Origin of the sequence: Enterobacter cloacae complex sp. P42RS, from assembly GCF_014930595.1 — a bacterium.
Taxonomy (GTDB): domain Bacteria; phylum Pseudomonadota; class Gammaproteobacteria; order Enterobacterales; family Enterobacteriaceae; genus Enterobacter; species Enterobacter bugandensis.
On the sequence record NZ_JADBRK010000007.1, the window covers coordinates 41,109 to 60,574 of the forward strand.

The following is a 19,466-nucleotide window of genomic DNA, read 5'->3' on the forward strand; positions in this document are numbered from 1 at the left end:
TGTGGCTATACTTATTCCAGCACGTACTTACATTCAGGAAGGGAGGACACATGACGACTCAGGCGCTTCAGGACAACACCCTTTTTCAGACCGGCTATCTGGTCGACGGCATCTGGAAAACGCTGGACACAACGTTTGATGTGCTGAACCCCGCGACCGGTGAGGTCATCGCTAAAGTTGCGAAAGCGGGGAAAGCGCAAACCGAAGAAGCGATCGCAGCGGCCACCAAAGCCTTCCCGGCATGGCGTGCCAAAACCGCGAAAGAGCGTTCGGCGATTCTGTACCGCTGGTACGAACTGATTATTGAAAATAAAAGCTGGCTCGGGCGGTTAATGACCACCGAGCAGGGCAAGCCCCTGAAAGAGGCGGAAGGGGAAGTGGAGTATGCCGCCAGCTTTATCCAGTGGTTCGCCGAAGAGGCCAAGCGCGCGAACGGTGAAATTATTCCGCCAATCAAGCCCGGCTCGCGCATTCTGGCGACCCGTGAGCCCATCGGCGTCGTCGCGGCCATCACGCCGTGGAACTTCCCGATGGCGATGCTCACCCGCAAGCTAGGCCCGGCGCTGGCAGCCGGGTGTACCGGTGTCATCAAACCGGCCAATAACACGCCGCTCAGCGCCTTTGCGCTGCTGACGCTGGCAAAACAGGCGGGCGTGCCCGACGGTGTGCTCAACGCGGTGGCCGGAAATACCCATGAAATCAGCGATGCGATCATGGCCAGCCACGACGTGCGTAAAATCTCCTTTACCGGTTCGACCTCCGTCGGCAAAACGCTGGTGCGCAACGCCGCAGAAACCATGAAAAAAGTCTCGATGGAGCTGGGGGGAAATGCTCCGTATATCGTCTTTGAGGATGCCGACATCGAGGCTGCGGTAAAAGGCGCAATTGCCAATAAATTCCGCAATGCCGGGCAGGTCTGCGTCAGCGTGAACCGCTTCTACATTCAGGAAACCGTCTACGACAAGTTTGTGAATAAGCTCGCAGATGCGGTTAATGCCCTTAAGGTGGGGAATGGCCTTGAGGACGGCGTCGTCGTCGGGCCGCTGATTGAATCCGCCGCGGTCGACAAGGTCCGTGAGCATGTTGAAGATGCTGTCACACGAGGGGCGACCGTGCTGGCGGGCGGCAAACCCCATCCGCTGGGCGGTAATTTCTGGATGCCAACCGTGCTGGGCGACTGTCACGAAGGCATGAAGCTGGCAGAAGAAGAGACGTTTGGTCCGGTTGCGGCGTGTTTCCGCTTCACCTCGGAAGATGAAGTCATCCAGCGTGCGAATAACACGCCTTACGGGCTGGCAGCTTACTTCTACACCCAGAACCTTTCCCGGGTTTTCCGCGTTTCACAGGCCATCGAGAGCGGGATGATTGGCATTAACGAGTGCGCCGTTTCCACCGAGCTGGGGCCTTTCGGCGGCGTAAAAGAGTCCGGTCTTGGACGTGAGGGATCCGTGCTGGGGCTGGAAGAGTATCTGGAAGTTAAAACCCTGCATATCGGGGGATTATAATAGACTGGGCGGCATCTGCCGCCCGCCTGGACTGGGTGGCTGGCAATGAAAACCTATACTTTTGATTTTGACGAAATCGACAGTCAGGAAGACTTTTATCGGGAATTTATCCGGGCGTTTGATCTTGAACGGGAAAGCGTGACCAATCTGGATACGCTGTGGGACGTGGTCACCGGCAGCATGCTGCCGCTACCGCTGGAGATTGAGTTTATCCATCTGCCCGATAAGCTGCGCAGACGTTTCGGCGCGCTGATATTACTCTTCGATGAAGCGGAGGAAGAGCTTGAAGGACAGCTTCGCTTTAACGCGCGGCATTAAATGAAAAAAGCCCCTGACCACGAGGCCAGGGGCAAGTCGTATGATGAGATACGACGAGGGTTTATTTATACAGTTCAGCCGTGGCGTGCCAGTGGTCACCCTGATTCAGTTCGGTGACGCGATAGCTGCTGGCGCCTGCTTTTTCAGCTTTGGCGGCAAGTTCCTGACGAATGTCCATCGGGGAGCCGGTGACTGACGTTACGGAGACGCTGCCCATTGGCTGCAGATTTTGTGCCTGATCGGCATTCACTTGCTGTACGGCTGCGCTTGCGCCGAAAGAGAGAGCGGATGCCAGACCCAGGGTTGCGATGATCAATTTGGTTTTCATAGTCTTTACTCCTGAACAGGTTTTTGCTCAACGGCGAGAAGGGTTGAACTGCTATTTTTATGCCTGGTGCCGTTGAGTGGAGAGTTATGTCTTCAGTGATTACTTAAACTTATTTGTACAGCTCGGCGGTAGCGTGCCAGTGGTCACCGGAACGTGCTTCGATAATGCGATAGGATGACGCACCTTTTTCTTCCGCTTTTTTGTTCAGCATCTCATGCATGTCCATTGGAGACGTGCCAACAGCGCCGACAGAAACCGTACCGATTGCCTCACGGGATTGCGCCTGGTCAGCATTAATAGCGTCAGCCGCGAAAGCACCGAAGGACAGGACAGACAGGACGCTCAGCGCCGCTACAGTAGTTTTGATTTTCATGATTCTTACCTCGTCGAATTTTTTAGTGGGGTCTTGTTTCGTGACCCTCATCACAAAATCAAGTATACACTAATAACGTAAAAAATTAATACCAGACTAATGGTTTCCCTTGTTATTACGTGTTAAACACGCTTTTTTTTATAACCTAATTGCATAATGTTGGGTGTTTTGTGAGCAATTTGTGCTGGTATTTATAAGAAAATCATAGGGATAATGCTTTTTGATTTTTTGTGCGATTTACGGGGTTGCTATTCACTGGATGAATGTTAATGAGTGGTAAAAAGCACTAATCGTCAAAGCAAGGGCAGTGAAATAAAGGGGGAAATGATGCGAGAGCAGAATGATCCCCGCAGCGGCGCTACGGGGGAGGACGCATTACAGTTCCTGTTCGAACAGAACCAGAATCGCTTCGTGGAGATCCTTCACGGAGAAACCGCTAGCCGGGGTGGTAAAGATGGTATCATCACCGGCAATGGTGCCGAGAATACCCTCTGTTTTTCCTAACGAGTCCAGCATGCGGGCAATCAGCTGCGCGGCACCCGGGCTTGTGTGGATGACCACAACGGCGTCGTTATAGTCGATATCCAGAACCAAATTCTTGAGCGGGCTGGAGGTGGTCGGCACGCCAAGTTCAGCCGGCAGGCAATAGACCATCTCCATCTTGGCGTTGCGGGTACGCACCGCGCCAAACTTGGTTAACATGCGGGAGACTTTCGACTGGTTGATGTTATCGAAGCCTTGTTCCTGCAGCGCCTGAACAATTTCTCCCTGAGAACTGAATTTCTCTTCTTTAAGTAGCGCCTTAAACGCTTTTACCAATTCTTCTTGCTTAGACGAGCTTCGCATAAGTCACCCGGAATATGACGAAAGAAACAACATTATTATGCATGTGGATGAATTTTTATGCAAATTATCTGCTCAACGGCAGGCTGAAATAATGTTATGAAAGGGAGTCATTTTATCAGATTTCGTTATCAGAAAACATGCCTGGGTCACGCCGCGCAAATAAGCTTAAAAGTAAATTAAATGTTATCAAAATGATGTTGTTTTGGTGGCGTGGCAGGGTGTATTGTAACCACCTCTTAATTCGTTGCCATCTGTCGTCAGATAGCTTTCTGGTGAGAGATAAAGTCGTGTGACCTCAAATTCTTTAGCTTCGAAAATTGTAATTAAAGACATGCTGATTTAAGGTCGCGGCAACGGATTTACAGATACTTAAGTTAACCATAATAAGGAGTTTAGGATGAAAGTCGCAGTCCTCGGCGCTGCTGGTGGTATCGGCCAGGCGCTTGCCCTACTACTGAAAACCCAACTGCCTTCAGGCTCAGAACTCTCCCTGTACGATATTGCTCCGGTAACCCCAGGCGTGGCGGTTGACCTGAGCCACATCCCGACCGCTGTAAAAATCAAAGGCTTCTCCGGTGAAGATGCGCGTCCTGCGCTGCAGGGTGCTGACGTGGTCCTGATTTCTGCAGGCGTGGCGCGTAAGCCAGGCATGGATCGTTCAGACCTGTTCAACGTCAACGCGGGCATCGTGAAAAACCTGGTGCAGCAGATCGCTGAAGTGTGCCCGAAAGCATGCATCGGTATCATCACTAACCCGGTGAACACCACCGTTGCTATCGCAGCCGAAGTGCTGAAGAAAGCGGGTGTGTACGACAAAAACAAACTGTTCGGCGTGACCACGCTGGATATCATCCGTTCCAACACCTTCGTTGCTGAGCTGAAAGGCAAACAGCCAACAGAAGTGGAAGTGCCGGTTATCGGCGGCCACTCTGGCGTGACTATTCTGCCTCTGCTGTCCCAGATCCCGGGCGTGAGCTTCACCGAGCAGGAAGTGGCTGACCTGACCAAACGAATCCAGAACGCGGGCACCGAAGTGGTGGAAGCGAAGGCGGGTGGCGGTTCTGCAACCCTGTCTATGGGCCAGGCGGCTGCACGTTTCGGTCTGTCACTGGTTCGCGCCCTGCAGGGCGAGAAAGGCGTTGTTGAATGCGCTTACGTTGAAGGCGACGGCGAACATGCCCGCTTCTTCTCTCAGCCGCTGCTGCTGGGCAAAAACGGTATTGAAGAGCGTAAGCCTATCGGTACGCTGAGCGCGTTTGAGCAAAACGCGATGGAAGGCATGCTAGACACGCTGAAGAAAGATATCACTCTGGGTGAAGAGTTCGTTAACAAGTAAAACGAAGTGTCTCCCGTAGGCCGGGTAAGCGTTAGCGCCACCCGGCAAAAAAACCGAAGCCAGTAAGTGCTTCGGTTTTTTTATAGGGCTAATTTGTTGCCGGGTATTCCTGAATCGTCACGTGCAGCGTCATTTTCTTATCGTTGCGCATGATTTCCACAGGGATGATCGAGCCAGGGCGAATTTCGGCCACCTGGTCCATCGTCTCCAGGGCAGAGACTGCCGGCGTGCCGTTGACCGACACGATGACATCATTAACCTGAATCCCCGCGTTAGCCGCCGGGCCACCCGGTGCCACCTCGTTGACGACGATGCCCTGAATCTGATCGATACCGCCGCCCTGAGTATGCATTGGCGCAATTTCGCGCCCGCCGATACCGATATAGCCGCGGATCACGCGTCCGTCGCGGATCAGCTTATCCATAATCTTGGTCGCCAGCTGGAACGGAATAGCAAAGCCGATCCCTTCCGGCGTCTCGCCGTCGTTGCTTTTATCGAACGAGAGGGTGTTGATGCCCATCAGTTCGCCCAGCGAGTTGACCAGCGCGCCGCCGGAGTTGCCGTGGTTGATTGACGCATCCGTCTGCAGGAAGTTCTGCCGTCCTGACGGGTTGAGGCCAATTCGACCGGTCGCGCTGATAATTCCCTGCGTGATGGTCTGGCCCAGGTTGTACGGGTTACCGATCGCCAGCACCACATCGCCGATGTGCGGCGTACGTTTACGGTTGATCGGAATGACCGGCAATCCGCCCGTGGCGTTAATCTTCAGCACGGCCAGATCGGTCAGGCTGTCTGAACCCACAAGCAACGCCTCAAACACGCGGCCATCCTGCAGGGCGACGATGATCTGGTCGGCATCGTTGATCACGTGTTTGTTCGTAATAATGTAGCCGCGCTCGTCCATAATCACCCCGGAGCCAAGGGTGCGGATCTCAAGCTGGTTATGTGCTGAGCTGTTGAGGCCGCGGTTATAAACGTTAACCACGGCAGGTGCGGCACGGCGAACGGCCTGGTTATAGGTCGCCGGCGTTTCATCCGTGCTGTCGAACTGGGGGGCAGACAGCTTGTTAAACTGACGCAAAGACGGCATCGCCAGTAGCAGCAGGCCTGCGACAATCAAACCGATGACAATGGAACGTAAGAGCTTTAAAAGCATGATGCGCGTGTCGTGAAAAAAGGAACGATTTGCAGCATAACATGAGTTATCCGGACATCACACGCAGCGGTGATGTCCGGGATCGCAAATGCTTAGCGCAACAGAATGTAGATAGACTCATTGCCACGCATGACCTGCAGGGCAATGACCGCCGGTTTGCTCTCCAGCACCTTGCGCAGTTCGGCAATGGACTGCACGCGATTGCGGTTCACGCCAATGATGACATCTTCCTGATGCAATCCAGCCTGCGCGGCAGGGCTGCTCTTCTCGACGGTGTCCAGGCGAATGCCTTTCGTACCGTCTTTCAACTGCCCATCGCTTAGCGTTGCCCCTTGCAGCGCCGGGGCGATAAGCTCCGCGCTGGCAGAGGACGAGGTGCTTTTATCCAGCGTCACTTCGACGTTCAGCGGCTTACCGTCACGGATCAGGCCCAGCTTCACTTTGGCCCCCGGTTCGGTGGTGGCGATACGCGAACGCAGTTCAGCAAAGCTGCTCAGCGGCTTGTCGTTAAGGCTGACGATCACATCGCCCGATTTGATGCCTGCTTTTGCCGAGCCGGAGTTTGGCAGCACTTCACTGACAAACGCACCGCGCTGCACGTTGATATTGAACGCTTTCGCGATATCCGCGCTCATCTCCATGCCTTTAATACCCAGCAGTCCACGTTTGACTTCGCCGAACTGGATTAGCTGCTGCGCCAGCGTTTTAGCCATATTGCTCGGGATCGCAAAGCCAATCCCAATGCTGCCGCCGCCCGGAGCCAGAATTGCCGTGTTAATGCCAATCAGCTCGCCGTTAAGGTTGAGTAAAGCCCCGCCGGAGTTGCCCCGGTTGATTGAGGCATCGGTCTGGATGAAGTTTTCCAGACCTTCCAGATTCAGGCCACTGCGTCCCAGCGCCGAGACTATGCCGGAGGTAGCGGTTTGACCTAAACCAAAGGGATTGCCCACGGCGACGGCAAAATCACCGACGCGCAGCTTGTCGGAATCCGCAATGGCAATCTGGGTCAGGTTGCTCGGGTTCTGCACCTGCAATAGCGCGATGTCGCTCTGATCATCGCCGCCAATGAGTTTGGCATCAAATTCACGACCATCGTTCAGCTGGACGCTGATTTTATCGGCCTGGCTGATAACATGATTGTTGGTCAGGATATAGCCTTTAGCCGCATCAATGATGACGCCAGAGCCCAGGCCTTCAAAAGGCTGAGCCTGCTGGTTGGGGGACTCATCGCCAAAATATTTTTTCAGTTCTTCCGGTACGCGCTGGCTTTGAACCGCCGTGCCTTCTACCTGAACGCTCACGACCGCGGGCAACACTTTTTCCAGCATCGGCGCGAGGCTGGGAGTGGCTGCCTGTCCCGGCACCTGCGAAGGCAGCGCCGCACCGGCAGGGAAGGACGCCGAGAGAGATAACCCGACACTTAACGCTATAGCGCTCAACAGCTGGTTTTTTTTCTTCATTGATGCTGACTCTCGTATCCTGGAATGAAAGAAGAACGGCCCAAAATCATGATGATGTTATTGAATTTTATACCGCTGAACAATGAGGTGTTTGACTAAATAATAGCTGGGGACGGGAAGAAAGGACGGGCGCAAGAGATGCGCCCGTAAAATATATTTATGTTGTGCGATTAATCGCGTTTTGCGCCACCGCGCAGCAGGCCGGACGCGCCGTCAGAGTAGTCGCGTGGCATCTGAACCGGAGCCTGATCGTTACCCGCTTCTGAGTCGGCCAGACGGTTGCGGAACGGGTTAGTCTCAGCGGTCATTTCCGGCAGCAGGCTGCTGGAGCTTTTCGCCATATGCTGATACAGCTGACGGTAGTCGGTCGCCATGTTGTCCAGCAGCTCAGCGCTACGGGCAAAGTGGCTGACCAGCTCTTCGCGATACTCTTCCAGCTCTGCTTTATTCTTTTCCAGTTCGTACTGCAGTGACTGCTGCTGACGCAATTTGCGGTTGCCGAAACGCATGGCCACAGCACCGATCACGATGCCGACGACTAAACCGATTAGCGCATATTCCCAGGTCATGAACTTCTCCCGTTGTCTTGTTGTTCCGTAGGGTGTTGGCTCGGCTCCTGCCTGTGCCTGATAATGCCACTATAACCGCTATTTCCGCAGAAGTGGAATCCTGACGTATCATCGCGTAGTGTAGAACGGCCTTTTTTTCATCAGTCACGCCTGCTGATGAGCATTAATTGAAGGAATAACAATAAGATTATGCAAATCCTGTCCCCTGCATCGCGATATCAACTGGCCCTGAATGAGGGTACTCATCAGCCTGATGACGTTCAACGTGAGGCGGTAAACCGTCTGGAGATGATTTATCAGGCGCTCACGGCAAAACCTGCTGAAGTAGAACAGAGTGGTGGGCTCAAAGCGGCGTTTGGCCGACTGCTCGGCAAAAAAGCGCCGCAGACTCAGGCTCCGGTGCGCGGTTTATATATGTGGGGCGGCGTCGGTCGCGGAAAAACCTGGCTGATGGATCTGTTTTATCTCAGCCTGCCGGGGGAGCGTAAACAGCGCCTCCACTTCCATCGCTTTATGCTGCGGGTGCATGAAGAGCTGACAGCGCTGCAGGGCAAAAGCGATCCGCTGGAGATTGTGGCTGACAGGTTCAAGGCGGAAACGGACGTGCTCTGCTTCGATGAGTTTTTTGTTTCTGACATTACCGACGCCATGCTGTTAGGCGGACTGATGAAAGCGCTGTTTGCCCGCGGGATCACGCTCGTTGCCACGTCGAATATCCCGCCGGATGAACTCTATCGCAACGGCCTGCAGCGGGCGCGTTTCCTGCCGGCCATTGATGCTATCAAACAGCATTGCGACATCATGAATGTCGATGCCGGTGTCGATTATCGTCTGCGCACGTTAACGCAGGCGCACCTGTGGCTTTCGCCGTTAAACGCCGATACCGCTCGCGAGATGGATAAACTCTGGCTGGCGCTGGCGGGCGCAAAACGCGAAAACGCACCGACGCTGGAGATTAACCATCGCCCGTTACCTACTCTTGGCGTAGAAAACCAGACGCTGGCGGTCTCTTTTGCGACGCTCTGCGTGGATGCCCGCAGCCAGCATGACTATATTGCGCTTTCGCGCCTGTTCCACACCGTGATGATGCTGGATGTGCCGGTGATGACGCGGCTGATGGAGAGCGAAGCGCGGCGCTTCATTGCGCTGGTGGACGAGTTTTACGAGCGCCACGTCAAGCTTGTCGTCAGCGCCGAGGTGCCTTTATATGAGATCTACCAGGGCGAGCGGCTGAAGTTTGAGTTCCAGCGCTGCCTCTCGCGCCTGCAAGAGATGCAGAGCGAAGAGTATCTCAAGCGTGAGCATATGCCCTAATCAATGCTCCTCTCTCCCACGGGGAGAGGGGCTGGGAGTGAGGGCACCAGACCGCACAAACGCGCCCCCCGAAAAACCCATTCCAAATCACATTTAAGGGTCGATCTTTGACCTCAACTTCTCTATAATCTTGCGACCCCACGTTACGAGAAGGTTTTTTTCCCGAAACTTTCTATGTGTCGGCATGTGCTATTCGAAGGGGTAGGTTTGCCGGACTTTGTCGTGTGAACCTCAACTGACTAAACGTTTGGGTGTTCACCAACGTGTAACTTATTATTTGGGTAAGCTTTTAATGAAAACTTTTACAGCTAAACCAGAAACCGTACAGCGCGACTGGTATGTTGTTGACGCGACCGGTAAAACTCTGGGCCGTCTGGCTACTGAACTGGCTCGTCGCCTGCGCGGTAAGCATAAAGCGGAATACACTCCGCACGTTGATACCGGTGATTACATCATCGTTCTGAACGCTGACAAAGTTGCTGTTACCGGCAACAAGCGTACTGACAAAGTGTACTACCACCACACCGGCCACATCGGTGGTATCAAAGAAGCGACCTTTGAAGAGATGATTGCCCGCCGTCCTGAGCGTGTGATTGAAATCGCGGTTAAAGGCATGCTGCCAAAAGGCCCACTGGGTCGTGCTATGTTCCGTAAACTGAAAGTTTACGCAGGCAACGAGCACAACCACGCGGCACAGCAACCGCAAGTTCTTGACATCTAATCGGGATTATAGGCAATGGCTGAAAATCAATACTACGGCACTGGTCGCCGCAAAAGTTCCGCAGCTCGCGTTTTCATCAAACCGGGTAGTGGTAAAATCGTAATCAACCAGCGTTCTCTGGAACAGTACTTCGGTCGCGAAACTGCCCGCATGGTAGTTCGCCAGCCGCTGGAACTGGTTGATATGGTAGAAAAACTGGATCTGTACATCACCGTTAAAGGTGGTGGTATCTCCGGTCAGGCAGGTGCGATCCGTCACGGTATCACCCGCGCTCTGATGGAGTACGACGAATCCCTGCGTTCTGAACTGCGTAAAGCTGGCTTCGTTACTCGTGACGCTCGTCAGGTTGAACGTAAGAAAGTGGGTCTGCGTAAAGCACGTCGTCGTCCACAGTTCTCCAAACGTTAATCCATTCTGCTTACGCAGAACGATTGGCGAAAAACCCGCTTCGGCGGGTTTTTTTATGGATAATGCGCAGGTTATCCACAGTAACATTTCATATATCTTCTCTTTTTCCACATTTCCGGCATCCCCTCACCACAAAGCCATCAAAATCTGGTAAACTATCATCCAATTTTCTGCCCAAATATCGGTGAATACTCGATTTTTGTTCGATTCTTGAACAATGTGTCTTCTCTGGGATGGGCGATACTTCATCTGGCTGGCCCCGTTGGGCTGGTAGCAGTAAAAATTCTGAATATACCTGGAGGTTTTCATGGCTGTCGCTGCCAACAAACGTTCGGTAATGACGCTGTTTTCTGGTCCTACTGACATTTATAGCCATCAGGTTCGTATCGTGCTGGCCGAGAAGGGTGTCAGTTTTGAGATCGAGCATGTGGAAAAGGATAACCCGCCTCAGGATCTGATCGATCTCAACCCGAGCCAAAGCGTACCGACGCTGGTGGATCGCGAGCTGACCCTGTGGGAATCCCGTATCATTATGGAATACCTGGATGAGCGTTTCCCGCATCCGCCACTGATGCCTGTTTATCCTGTTGCGCGTGGTGAAAGCCGCCTGTACATGCAGCGTATCGAGAAAGACTGGTACACACTGATGAACGTCATTACCAGCGGCTCCGCTTCAGAAGCCGACGCTGCGCGTAAACAGCTGCGTGAAGAGCTGCTGGCAATTGCCCCTGTGTTTGGTCAGAAACCGTTCTTCCTGAGCGACGAGTTCAGCCTGGTGGATTGCTATCTGGCCCCGCTGCTGTGGCGTCTGCCAATTCTGGGCGTTGAGTTCAGCGGCCCTGGCGCAAAAGAGCTGAAAGGCTATATGACTCGCGTCTTTGAGCGCGACTCTTTCCTGGCATCTTTAACTGAACCGGAACGTGAAATGCGTCTCGGCCGAGGCTAATGACTGTGGAAATGTCACAACTTACCCCACGCCGTCCGTATCTGCTGCGCGCCTTCTATGAATGGCTGCTGGATAACCAGCTCACGCCGCACCTGGTTGTGGATGTGACGTTGCCGGGCGTGCAGGTTCCAATGGAATACGCACGCGACGGACAGATTGTACTGAATATTGCGCCACGTGCAGTGGGTAACCTGGAGCTGGCAAACGACGAAGTGCGCTTTAATGCGCGTTTCGGCGGCGTGCCGCGTCAGGTTTCCGTTCCGCTGGCTGCGGTTCTGGCTATCTACGCCCGTGAAAACGGTGCAGGCACTATGTTCGAGCCGGAAGCGGCGTATGATGAAGAGGTTGCCAGCCTGAATGACGATGAGGCATCCGATGAACGCGAAAGCGACCCGGTAATGTCTGTGATTGATGGCGACAAGCCCGATCGTCAGGACGACGACGAGGGTCCCGATGATGAACCGCCACCGCGCGGTGGTCGTCCCGCACTGCGCGTTGTGAAATAAACAAACAGGCCCGACGGGCCTGTTTTGCTTTCTGCCCCTTTTCGCCCCCTCTAATTTCCTGTGTTATGATGCAGCGTTTTCCTTCAATGGCACCGGACTGCAATGAAACCGACCGATCGTAACGCTGAAAACTCAGATGAAACCCTTGGCCGCAGCCTGCGTCGCCGTCCGCTGACGCGCAAAAAGCTGTCGGATATGGTGGAAGAAGAGCTGGAGCAGATGATCCGCCGGAAGGAATTTGCCCAGGGAGAGCAACTGCCCTCCGAGCGCGAGCTGATGGCGTTCTTCAACGTGGGCCGCCCCTCGGTGCGCGAAGCGCTGGCGGCGCTGAAGCGTAAAGGTCTGGTACAGATTAACAACGGTGAACGCGCCCGCGTCACCCTGCCGTCTGCCGATACCATCATCAGCGAGCTGTCGGGGATGGCGAAAGATTTTCTGACCCAGCCCGGTGGTATTGCCCATTTTGAGCAGCTCCGTCTGTTCTTTGAATCCAGCCTCGTGCGTTATGCCGCAGAGTACGCCACGGACGTTCAGATTGCGCGGCTGACGAAAGCGCTGGAGATCAACAGCCAGTCCCTGGATGACAACGCGCTGTTCATTCGTTCCGACGTCGATTTTCATCGCGTGCTGGCGGAGATCCCCGGCAACCCAATCTTCAACGCGATCCACGTTGCGCTGCTCGACTGGCTAATCGCGGCGCGTCCTACAGTGCCGGACGCTGAGCTTTATCAGCATAACGAAGCCAGCTATCGCCAGCATATCGCGATCGTTGACGCGATCCGCCGCCGCGATCCCGATGAAGCCGATCGGGCGTTGCAAACTCACCTCAACAGCGTTTCCGCTACCTGGCACGCCTTCGGCCAGCATTCAAAAGTTAAAAAGTAACGATCCTTTAGTGAAGCAGATCGCACTATAAGCGTTCTGTATTCAACTGCTGCTTAATTGATCTGGTATAACAGGTATAAAGGTATATCGCTATAACAAACACACGAATGATTGAGGTATCTATGGCAAGGCAACTCCGCGGCGTAATGGCCGCACTTCTGACTCCGTTTACGCAACAGCAGGCGCTGGATAAGGAGAGCCTGCGCCGTCTGGTGCAGTTCAATATTGCGCAGGGCATCGACGGGCTTTATGTCGGCGGTTCAACGGGGGAAGCCTTTGTCCAAAGCCTTTCTGAACGCGAGCAGGTGATGGAGATCGTGGCGGAGGAGGCGAAAGGAAAAATCACGCTCATTGCTCACGTTGGCTGCGTGAGCACCGCGGAAAGCCAGCAGCTGGCCACGGCTGCTGCCCGCCTGGGCTTTGACGCGGTGTCCGCCGTCACGCCGTTTTATTACCCCTTTAGCTTTGAAGAACATTGCGATCATTACCGTGCAATTATTGATTCGGCGGATGGTCTGCCGATGGTGGTCTACAACATCCCGGCGTTAAGCGGCGTGAAGCTAAGCCTGGATCAGATCAACACTCTGGTGACGCTGCCCGGCGTCGGCGCGTTAAAACAAACCTCCGGCGATCTGTTCCAGATGGAGCAGATCCGCCGTGAGCATCCGGATCTGCTGCTCTACAACGGCTATGACGAAATCTTTGCCTCCGGCCTGCTGGCCGGCGCGGACGGGGGGATCGGCAGCACCTACAACATTATGGGCTGGCGCTACCGGGCTATCGCCAACGCGGTTCGTGAGGGGGATAACGCCACCGCACAGCGCCTGCAAAGCGAATGCAACAAGGTTATCGACCTGCTGATTAAAGCCGGGGTCTTTCGTGGTCTGAAAACGGTTCTGCACTACATGGACGTGGTGTCCGTGCCGCTGTGCCGTAAACCGTTTGCCCCTGTAGACGAGAAATTCGTGCCGGCGCTGAAGGCGCTGGCAGAGCAGTTAATGGCGGAAAAACGCTAACGCACTGCCGGATAAGCGACGCGCCATCCGGCAAAACGACAGAGAAATCGTCGGGAGAGTGAAATGAGTAAGTCTACCCAAAGCATCCCGTGGTACCGTCATCTAAGCCGCCCTCAGTGGCGCGCCTTCTCTGCCGCCTGGCTGGGATATCTGCTTGATGGCTTCGATTTTGTTCTGATTGCCTTAGTCCTGACAGAAATTAAAAGTGAATTTGGCCTCACGACCGTTGAAGCGGCGAGCCTCATTTCGGCGGCCTTTATTTCGCGCTGGTTCGGCGGCCTGCTGCTGGGCGCCATGGGCGACCGCTATGGCCGCAAGCTGGCAATGATAACCAGCATCGTGCTCTTCTCCTGCGGTACGCTGGCCTGCGGTTTTGCGCCGGGTTACGTCACCCTGTTTATCGCCCGCATGGTGATTGGTATGGGGATGGCGGGGGAATACGGCTCCAGCGCAACCTACGTCATCGAAAGCTGGCCGAAACACCTGCGCAATAAGGCGAGTGGTTTTCTGATTTCTGGCTTCTCCATCGGTGCCGTGGTTGCGGCCCAGGTCTACAGCCTTGTCGTGCCCGTCTGGGGCTGGCGAGCGCTGTTCTTTATCGGCATCCTGCCCATCGTCTTTGCCCTTTGGCTGCGGAAAAATATTCCGGAGGCTGAAGACTGGAAAGCGAAGCACGAAGGTCAGGCGCCGGTACGTACAATGGTTGATATTCTTTATCGCGGCAAATACCGCCTGATCAATATGGCGATGACGCTGTTTGCCGGCACGGCGCTGTGGTTCTGCTTTGCCGGCGAACTCAACAACGCCGGGCTGGTGGTTATTCTCGGCCTGCTGTGCGCCATTGTGTTTATCAGCTTTATGGTGCAAAGCAGCGGTAAACGCTGGCCTACGGGCGTCACGCTGATGGTTGTCGTGCTCTTCGCGTTCCTCTACTCCTGGCCGATTCAGGCGCTATTACCCACGTATCTGAAAACCGACCTGGCCTATGATCCGTCAACGGTGGCGAAGGTGCTATTCTTTAGCGGCTTCGGCGCGGCTGTAGGCTGCTGCGTGGGTGGTTTTCTCGGCGACTGGTTGGGCACCCGGAAGGCCTACGTCTGTAGCCTGCTGGCCTCACAGCTGCTGATCGTTCCCGTCTTTGCGATCGGTGGCGCAAATGTCTGGGTGCTGGGCCTGCTGCTCTTTTTCCAGCAGATGCTGGGGCAGGGGATCTCGGGGATCTTACCGAAACTTATCGGCGGTTATTTCGACACCGACCAGCGTGCGGCGGGTCTGGGCTTTACCTATAACGTCGGGGCGCTGGGCGGGGCGATCGCCCCGGTGATTGGCGCGCTGCTGTCGCAGAATATGGCGCTAGGCACAGCCCTGGGATCGCTCTCCTTCGGCCTGACCTTTGTGGTGATCCTGCTGATTGGACTGGATATGCCGTCCCGCGTTCAGCGCTGGCTGCGGCCGGAGGCGATTCGAACCCACGACGCCATCGACGGTAAACCTTTCAGCGGAGCCGTCCCGTTTGGCGGCGATAAAAGCGCTTTAGCCAAAAGCAAAAGTTAATCCGCTGGAAAAAGCGGCAGGGCGTTAGCTCCGCCGTGAGGATATCTTTATGTACGCGATGACGTTTGCCACGCGGTTTCCAACCCAGAATTAGCGCTTAAACGTCACCGCTTCCGGCTGCGTCAGGTGCAAGGTTGTCTGGCTGGGCACCGTCTCGGCAATCACCTTGCCGTGGCGAACAGAGTATCGTGCCGGCGTCTGGCGACGAACGGCATCAAACCCATTCTCTGCCGGGAGGATCACCAGGTTTGCTGAATTCCCAACGCGCACACCATAGTCCTGCAAATTAAGCGTTTTCGCGCTGTGGGTAGTGATCAGGTTAAGCCCATCGTTTATTTGCCCGTAGCCCATCAGTTGGCAGACGTGCAGCCCCATATGCAGAACCTGAAGCATATTCGCGGTTCCCAGCGGATACCACGGATCGAAAACGTCGTCATGGCCGAAGCAGACGTTGATCTCCGCTTCCAGCATTTCTTTGACGCGTGTAATGCCGCGGCGTTTGGGATAGGTATCGAAACGGCCCTGCAAATGCGTGTTAACCAGCGGGTTTGCCACGAAGTTAATGCCTGACATTTTTAAAAGGCGGAACAGCCGGGACGTATACGCGCCATTATAGGAGTGCATTGCCGTGGTATGGCTGGCGGTCACGCGCGAACCCATTCCGTCACGATGTGCCAGGGCGGCAACGGTTTCAACGAAGCGCGATTGTTCATCATCAATTTCGTCACAGTGGACATCGATCAGGCGGTCGTACTTTCTGGCCAGGGAAAACGTTTTATGCAGCGACTCCACGCCATATTCACGCGTAAATTCAAAGTGCGGAATTGCGCCGATGACATCCGCCCCTAAACGCACGGCTTCCTCAAGCAGTGCTTCACCGTTCGGATAAGAAAGAATGCCTTCCTGCGGGAATGCCACAATTTGCATATCGACCCACGGGGCGACTTCCTGCTTCACCTCCAGCATGGCTTTCAGTGCCGTAAGCGTGGGGTCCGAGACGTCAACATGTGTACGTACGTACTGAATGCCGTTGGCGATCTGCCACTTCAGGGTTTGCATCGCGCGAGCTTTAACGTCTTCGTGGGTGAGCATCGCCTTACGTTCGGCCCAGCGCTCGATTCCCTCGAAAAGGGTGCCTGACTGGTTCCAGTTCGGTTCACCCGCCGTTTGCGTTGTATCCAGATGGATATGCGGTTCGATGAAAGGAGGGATAACCAGCCCGCATTCGGCGTCCAGCACCTGACCGACTGGCGCAGAGGCGGTTTCCTGAGGATCGATACGGCTGAAGCGTCCATTCTCAATCGTGATTTGCCATAAACCCTCCTGCCCCTGCAAACGGGCCTGACGGATAGTGAGGGAATTATTCTGCATGGGAAGCCTCCGAAGGATTGGCAAGGGTACGTTTGGCGAATGGGTTTAACACCAAATAGCTGAAGACGCCACCCAATACTGCGTTAACGGGGACAATTCCCGGAATATAATGCCCGGCAGCAACGCCCAGGGCGACCGAGAAAATGGCAATCCAGTTAACGGACACAAAATTTGCGGGGGCGAAGCTGGCATAGCGGCGGCGATTTATCAGGTAGTCGGCGATAATCACCCCGCCAATCGGCGGAATCGCTGCCGACAGAAAGGTCAGCCAGCCAACGAAGTTGTTGTATAGCCACAGCGCGCACAGCGTACCGATAATGCCATTCACCACCGACAGCGTACGGCTGGAAAGGCCAGTAATATTGGCGAAACCCAGACCAGAGGCGTATAGCGCATTGTCATTGGTGGTCCAGATATTCAGGCCGAGAACGATAATCGCCGGCAGCAGCAGTCCCTGGGCGATCATCACGTCAGAAATATCGGCCTGTCCTACGGCGGCAGCGCCTGCCGCACCGAAGATAAACATCAGCGAGTTGCCGAGGAAAAATGCCACCATCGCCACCAGAACGGCACCTTTAGCATTGCGGCCAAAGCGGACGAAGTCGGCGGTCAGCGTGCCTGCGCTGATAAACGAACCTACAACCAGCGCCAGCGCGCTGGAAAAGTTGAGCGGCGTCTGCGGCACAATGGATTTGAGGTGGTCCAACCCTCCCACGCCGTCCACCGCCAGCCAGACGGAGTAGCTACCCAGGATGACGATAGCGGGTACGGCGATGATGGATAAAATCGTCAGTGCTGAGATGCCAAAAAAAATGGTCAACGTCATCAACAGGCCGGAAACCGCAATCAGGACGTTCACGTCGATGCCCGTGGCTTTACTCACCGGGATGGCAAACATCGCTACGCCGACGCCAAACCATCCTACCTGCGTACCGCCTAAAAGCATGGAGGGAAGCCAGGAACCTTTTATACCGAACGAGTAACGCGCAAGAAGATGGGTTGAGAGGCCGGTTTTTGCGCCAATGTAGCCAAGAAAAGCAGTGTAAATACCGAGGAGGAGATTGCCGAAGAGAACTGCGAGGAAGAAATCATTATAGGAAAGACCGGTACCGAGCGTGCCTCCGGTCCACATACTGGCGGAAAAAAACGTTAACCCTAACATCACAAAAGTGAGTGGAACCACGCCTTTCCGCGCCGCCAGAGGGACGGGGCCCTGGCTATAATTGTTATCTTGCGACACAACGCCTCCTTGAATTTTGGCCAAAAAATCCGCCGCATAATATCCATTTTTTTCATCAATGCAAACGTTTACGTCCGGGGTTTACACTGCATTTGTGGGGAAATGGGTATCGTTAACAGAAGGGGAGGTTACTGAAAACAGGCTCCCCGGCGTTCCGCTTTATGCTTCTGCCGGGGAGTCAGAGGGGCTTACACTTCCAGGAAGTTCATGATCCCGTCAGCCGCTTTACGCCCTTCGGCAATCGCGGTAACCACCAGGTCTGAACCGCGAACGATATCGCCACCGGCGAAGATTTTCGGGTTGCTGGTCTGGAAGGCGTTGTCGCTGCCTTCCGGCGCAATCACGCGGCCCTGTGAGTCCAGCTCTACGCTGTGCTTCGCCAGCCACTCCATGCTGTGAGGGCGGAAACCAAACGCCATCACCACGGCGTCGGCAGGGATCACGTGCTCAGAGCCAGCCACGATCTCCGCGCGACGACGGCCTTTCGCATCCGGCGCACCCATCTCCGTACGCGCCATCTTCACGCCGCTTACCTTACCGTTGGCGTTCACTTCAATGCCCAGAGGCTGGATGTTGAACTGGAACTCCACGCCCTCTTCACGCGCGTTTTTTACTTCGCGCTTAGAGCCGGGCATGTTCTCTTCGTCACGACGGTAAGCACAGATGACGTGCGCCGCGTTCTGACGAATGGACGTACGCACGCAGTCCATCGCGGTATCACCGCCGCCCAGCACGACAACGCGTTTACCTTCCATGCTGACAAACGGCTCGTCGGCAGTTTCTCCGTAGCCCATCAGCTGTTTGGTGTTAGCAATCAGGAACGGCAGCGCGTCGTAAACGCCCGGCGCGTCTTCGTTTTCCAGACCACCGCGCATGGACTGATAGGTACCCACGCCCAGGAACACGGCGTCGTAATCCTTCAGCAGATCGTCGAGCTGCACGTCGCGGCCCACTTCGGTGTTGAGTTTGAACTCAATGCCCATGCCGGTGAAGATTTCACGGCGGCGGGTCATCACCTCTTTTTCCAGCTTGAAGGCCGGGATACCGAAGGTCAGCAGACCGCCGATTTCCGGGTGACGGTCAAAAACCACCGCCTTCACGCCGTTGCGTGTCAGCACGTCGGCACAGGCGAGGCCTGCCGGACCCGCGCCGACGATTGCCACGCGCTTGTCGGTTTGCTTCACGCCGGTCATATCCGGACGCCAGCCCATCTCGAACGCTTTATCGTTGATATAGCGTTCGATGTTGCCGATGGTCACCGCACCAAACTCGTCGTTCAGCGTACAGGAGCCTTCGCACAGGCGATCCTGAGGACACACGCGACCGCACACTTCCGGCAGGGTATTGGTCTGGTGAGACAGCTCGGCGGCTTCAAAAATACGCCCTTCGTTGGCCAGCTTCAGCCAGTTCGGAATGTAGTTATGGACCGGACATTTCCATTCGCAGTAAGGGTTACCGCAGGACAGGCAGCGGTCTGCCTGTGCTTTGGCCTGGCCTTCTGAAAACGGCTCATAGATTTCAACAAATTCAATTTTACGGATCTTCAGCGGTTTCTTTGGCGGATCAACACGCTGCAGGTCGATAAACTGGTATACGTTCTGGCTCATCTGAATT

General features: G+C 54.9%; 20 protein-coding genes. 11 read left to right on the forward strand and 9 right to left on the reverse strand.

Features of this window, described 5'->3' with window-relative positions; translation table 11 throughout:
* Positions 1-50 precede the first annotated feature (50 nt).
* Positions 51-1,505, forward strand: coding sequence for an NAD-dependent succinate-semialdehyde dehydrogenase (locus tag IM314_RS11415; RefSeq protein ID WP_028014597.1), 1,455 nt, complete (start codon positions 51-53; stop codon positions 1,503-1,505).
* Between the two features lie 45 nt (positions 1,506-1,550).
* Positions 1,551-1,823: a barstar family protein gene (locus IM314_RS11420; RefSeq protein WP_028014596.1), complete on the forward strand. Its 273-nt coding sequence runs from the start codon at positions 1,551-1,553 to the stop codon at positions 1,821-1,823.
* A gap of 61 nt (positions 1,824-1,884) precedes the next feature.
* Here IM314_RS11420 and yhcN (IM314_RS11425) read toward each other — a convergent pair whose 3' ends face one another.
* The 3 genes from yhcN (IM314_RS11425) to argR form a co-directional block, all read right to left on the reverse strand.
* A complete protein-coding gene (gene yhcN / locus IM314_RS11425; RefSeq protein ID WP_028014595.1) occupies positions 1,885-2,151 on the reverse strand; it encodes a peroxide/acid stress response protein YhcN in 267 nt (88 codons plus the stop codon).
* Positions 2,152-2,260: 109 nt separating this feature from the next.
* On the reverse strand, positions 2,261-2,524 hold the full coding sequence (yhcN, locus tag IM314_RS11430) for a peroxide/acid stress response protein YhcN (protein ID WP_014885423.1): 264 nt from the start codon (positions 2,522-2,524) through the stop codon (positions 2,261-2,263).
* A 375-nt stretch (positions 2,525-2,899) separates the two neighbouring features.
* On the reverse strand, positions 2,900-3,370 hold the full coding sequence (gene argR / locus IM314_RS11435) for a transcriptional regulator ArgR (RefSeq protein WP_008502836.1): 471 nt from the start codon (positions 3,368-3,370) through the stop codon (positions 2,900-2,902).
* A 397-nt stretch (positions 3,371-3,767) separates the two neighbouring features.
* Here argR and mdh point away from each other — a divergent pair, with 397 nt between their 5' ends.
* A complete protein-coding gene (gene mdh, locus IM314_RS11440) occupies positions 3,768-4,706 on the forward strand; it encodes a malate dehydrogenase (RefSeq protein WP_028014594.1) in 939 nt (312 codons plus the stop codon).
* An 88-nt stretch (positions 4,707-4,794) separates the two neighbouring features.
* Here mdh and degS read toward each other — a convergent pair whose 3' ends face one another.
* The 3 genes from degS to zapG all read right to left on the reverse strand — a co-directional run bounded on the left by degS (position 4,795) and on the right by zapG (position 7,891).
* Positions 4,795-5,862 (reverse strand): outer membrane-stress sensor serine endopeptidase DegS, encoded by a 1,068-nt coding sequence (gene degS, locus IM314_RS11445; RefSeq protein WP_028014593.1) that lies wholly within the window; start codon positions 5,860-5,862, stop codon positions 4,795-4,797.
* A gap of 92 nt (positions 5,863-5,954) precedes the next feature.
* The gene (gene degQ / locus IM314_RS11450) at positions 5,955-7,322 is read right to left on the reverse strand and encodes a serine endoprotease DegQ (RefSeq protein WP_041907839.1); all 1,368 of its coding nucleotides are present in this window, start codon (positions 7,320-7,322) and stop codon (positions 5,955-5,957) included.
* Positions 7,323-7,492: 170 nt separating this feature from the next.
* Positions 7,493-7,891, reverse strand: coding sequence for a Z-ring associated protein ZapG (gene zapG / locus IM314_RS11455; RefSeq protein WP_010436126.1), 399 nt, complete (start codon positions 7,889-7,891; stop codon positions 7,493-7,495).
* Between the two features lie 189 nt (positions 7,892-8,080).
* Between zapG and zapE the strand changes: the two genes are divergently transcribed.
* The 8 genes from zapE (at position 8,081) to IM314_RS11495 (ending at position 15,241) form a co-directional block, all read left to right on the forward strand.
* A complete protein-coding gene (gene zapE, locus IM314_RS11460) occupies positions 8,081-9,205 on the forward strand; it encodes a cell division protein ZapE (RefSeq protein ID WP_045630743.1) in 1,125 nt (374 codons plus the stop codon).
* A 292-nt stretch (positions 9,206-9,497) separates the two neighbouring features.
* Positions 9,498-9,926, forward strand: a complete 429-nt coding sequence (gene rplM / locus IM314_RS11465; RefSeq protein WP_006178824.1) for a 50S ribosomal protein L13 — start codon at positions 9,498-9,500, stop codon at positions 9,924-9,926.
* 15 nt (positions 9,927-9,941) lie between these two features.
* The gene (rpsI, locus tag IM314_RS11470) at positions 9,942-10,334 is read left to right on the forward strand and encodes a 30S ribosomal protein S9 (protein ID WP_003860436.1); all 393 of its coding nucleotides are present in this window, start codon (positions 9,942-9,944) and stop codon (positions 10,332-10,334) included.
* 307 nt (positions 10,335-10,641) lie between these two features.
* Positions 10,642-11,280, forward strand: a complete 639-nt coding sequence (sspA, locus tag IM314_RS11475; RefSeq protein ID WP_193359020.1) for a stringent starvation protein SspA — start codon at positions 10,642-10,644, stop codon at positions 11,278-11,280.
* Between the two features lie 5 nt (positions 11,281-11,285).
* On the forward strand, positions 11,286-11,786 hold the full coding sequence (gene sspB / locus IM314_RS11480; RefSeq protein WP_028014588.1) for a ClpXP protease specificity-enhancing factor: 501 nt from the start codon (positions 11,286-11,288) through the stop codon (positions 11,784-11,786).
* Between the two features lie 102 nt (positions 11,787-11,888).
* Positions 11,889-12,671 (forward strand): transcriptional regulator NanR, encoded by a 783-nt coding sequence (gene nanR / locus IM314_RS11485; protein WP_193359019.1) that lies wholly within the window; start codon positions 11,889-11,891, stop codon positions 12,669-12,671.
* A 122-nt stretch (positions 12,672-12,793) separates the two neighbouring features.
* Complete coding sequence (nanA, locus tag IM314_RS11490) at positions 12,794-13,687, forward strand: N-acetylneuraminate lyase (RefSeq protein ID WP_193359018.1); 894 nt, start codon at positions 12,794-12,796, stop codon at positions 13,685-13,687.
* A gap of 63 nt (positions 13,688-13,750) precedes the next feature.
* The gene (locus IM314_RS11495) at positions 13,751-15,241 is read left to right on the forward strand and encodes an MFS transporter (RefSeq protein ID WP_048999219.1); all 1,491 of its coding nucleotides are present in this window, start codon (positions 13,751-13,753) and stop codon (positions 15,239-15,241) included.
* Positions 15,242-15,331: 90 nt separating this feature from the next.
* Here the strand turns inward: IM314_RS11495 and IM314_RS11500 are convergent, their stop codons facing one another.
* The 3 genes from IM314_RS11500 to gltD all read right to left on the reverse strand — a co-directional run bounded on the left by IM314_RS11500 (position 15,332) and on the right by gltD (position 19,459).
* Positions 15,332-16,612 carry a cytosine deaminase gene (locus tag IM314_RS11500; RefSeq protein WP_045630740.1) on the reverse strand — a complete coding sequence of 427 codons (1,281 nt, stop codon included), beginning with the start codon at positions 16,610-16,612 and terminating at the stop codon, positions 15,332-15,334.
* Positions 16,602-17,852: a cytosine permease gene (gene codB, locus IM314_RS11505; RefSeq protein WP_060572033.1), complete on the reverse strand. Its 1,251-nt coding sequence runs from the start codon at positions 17,850-17,852 to the stop codon at positions 16,602-16,604. The genes IM314_RS11500 and codB overlap by 11 nt, the downstream gene beginning before the upstream one ends.
* A 188-nt stretch (positions 17,853-18,040) precedes the next feature.
* The gene (gene gltD, locus IM314_RS11510; protein ID WP_041907852.1) at positions 18,041-19,459 is read right to left on the reverse strand and encodes a glutamate synthase subunit GltD; all 1,419 of its coding nucleotides are present in this window, start codon (positions 19,457-19,459) and stop codon (positions 18,041-18,043) included.
* Positions 19,460-19,466: the final 7 nt, after the last annotated feature.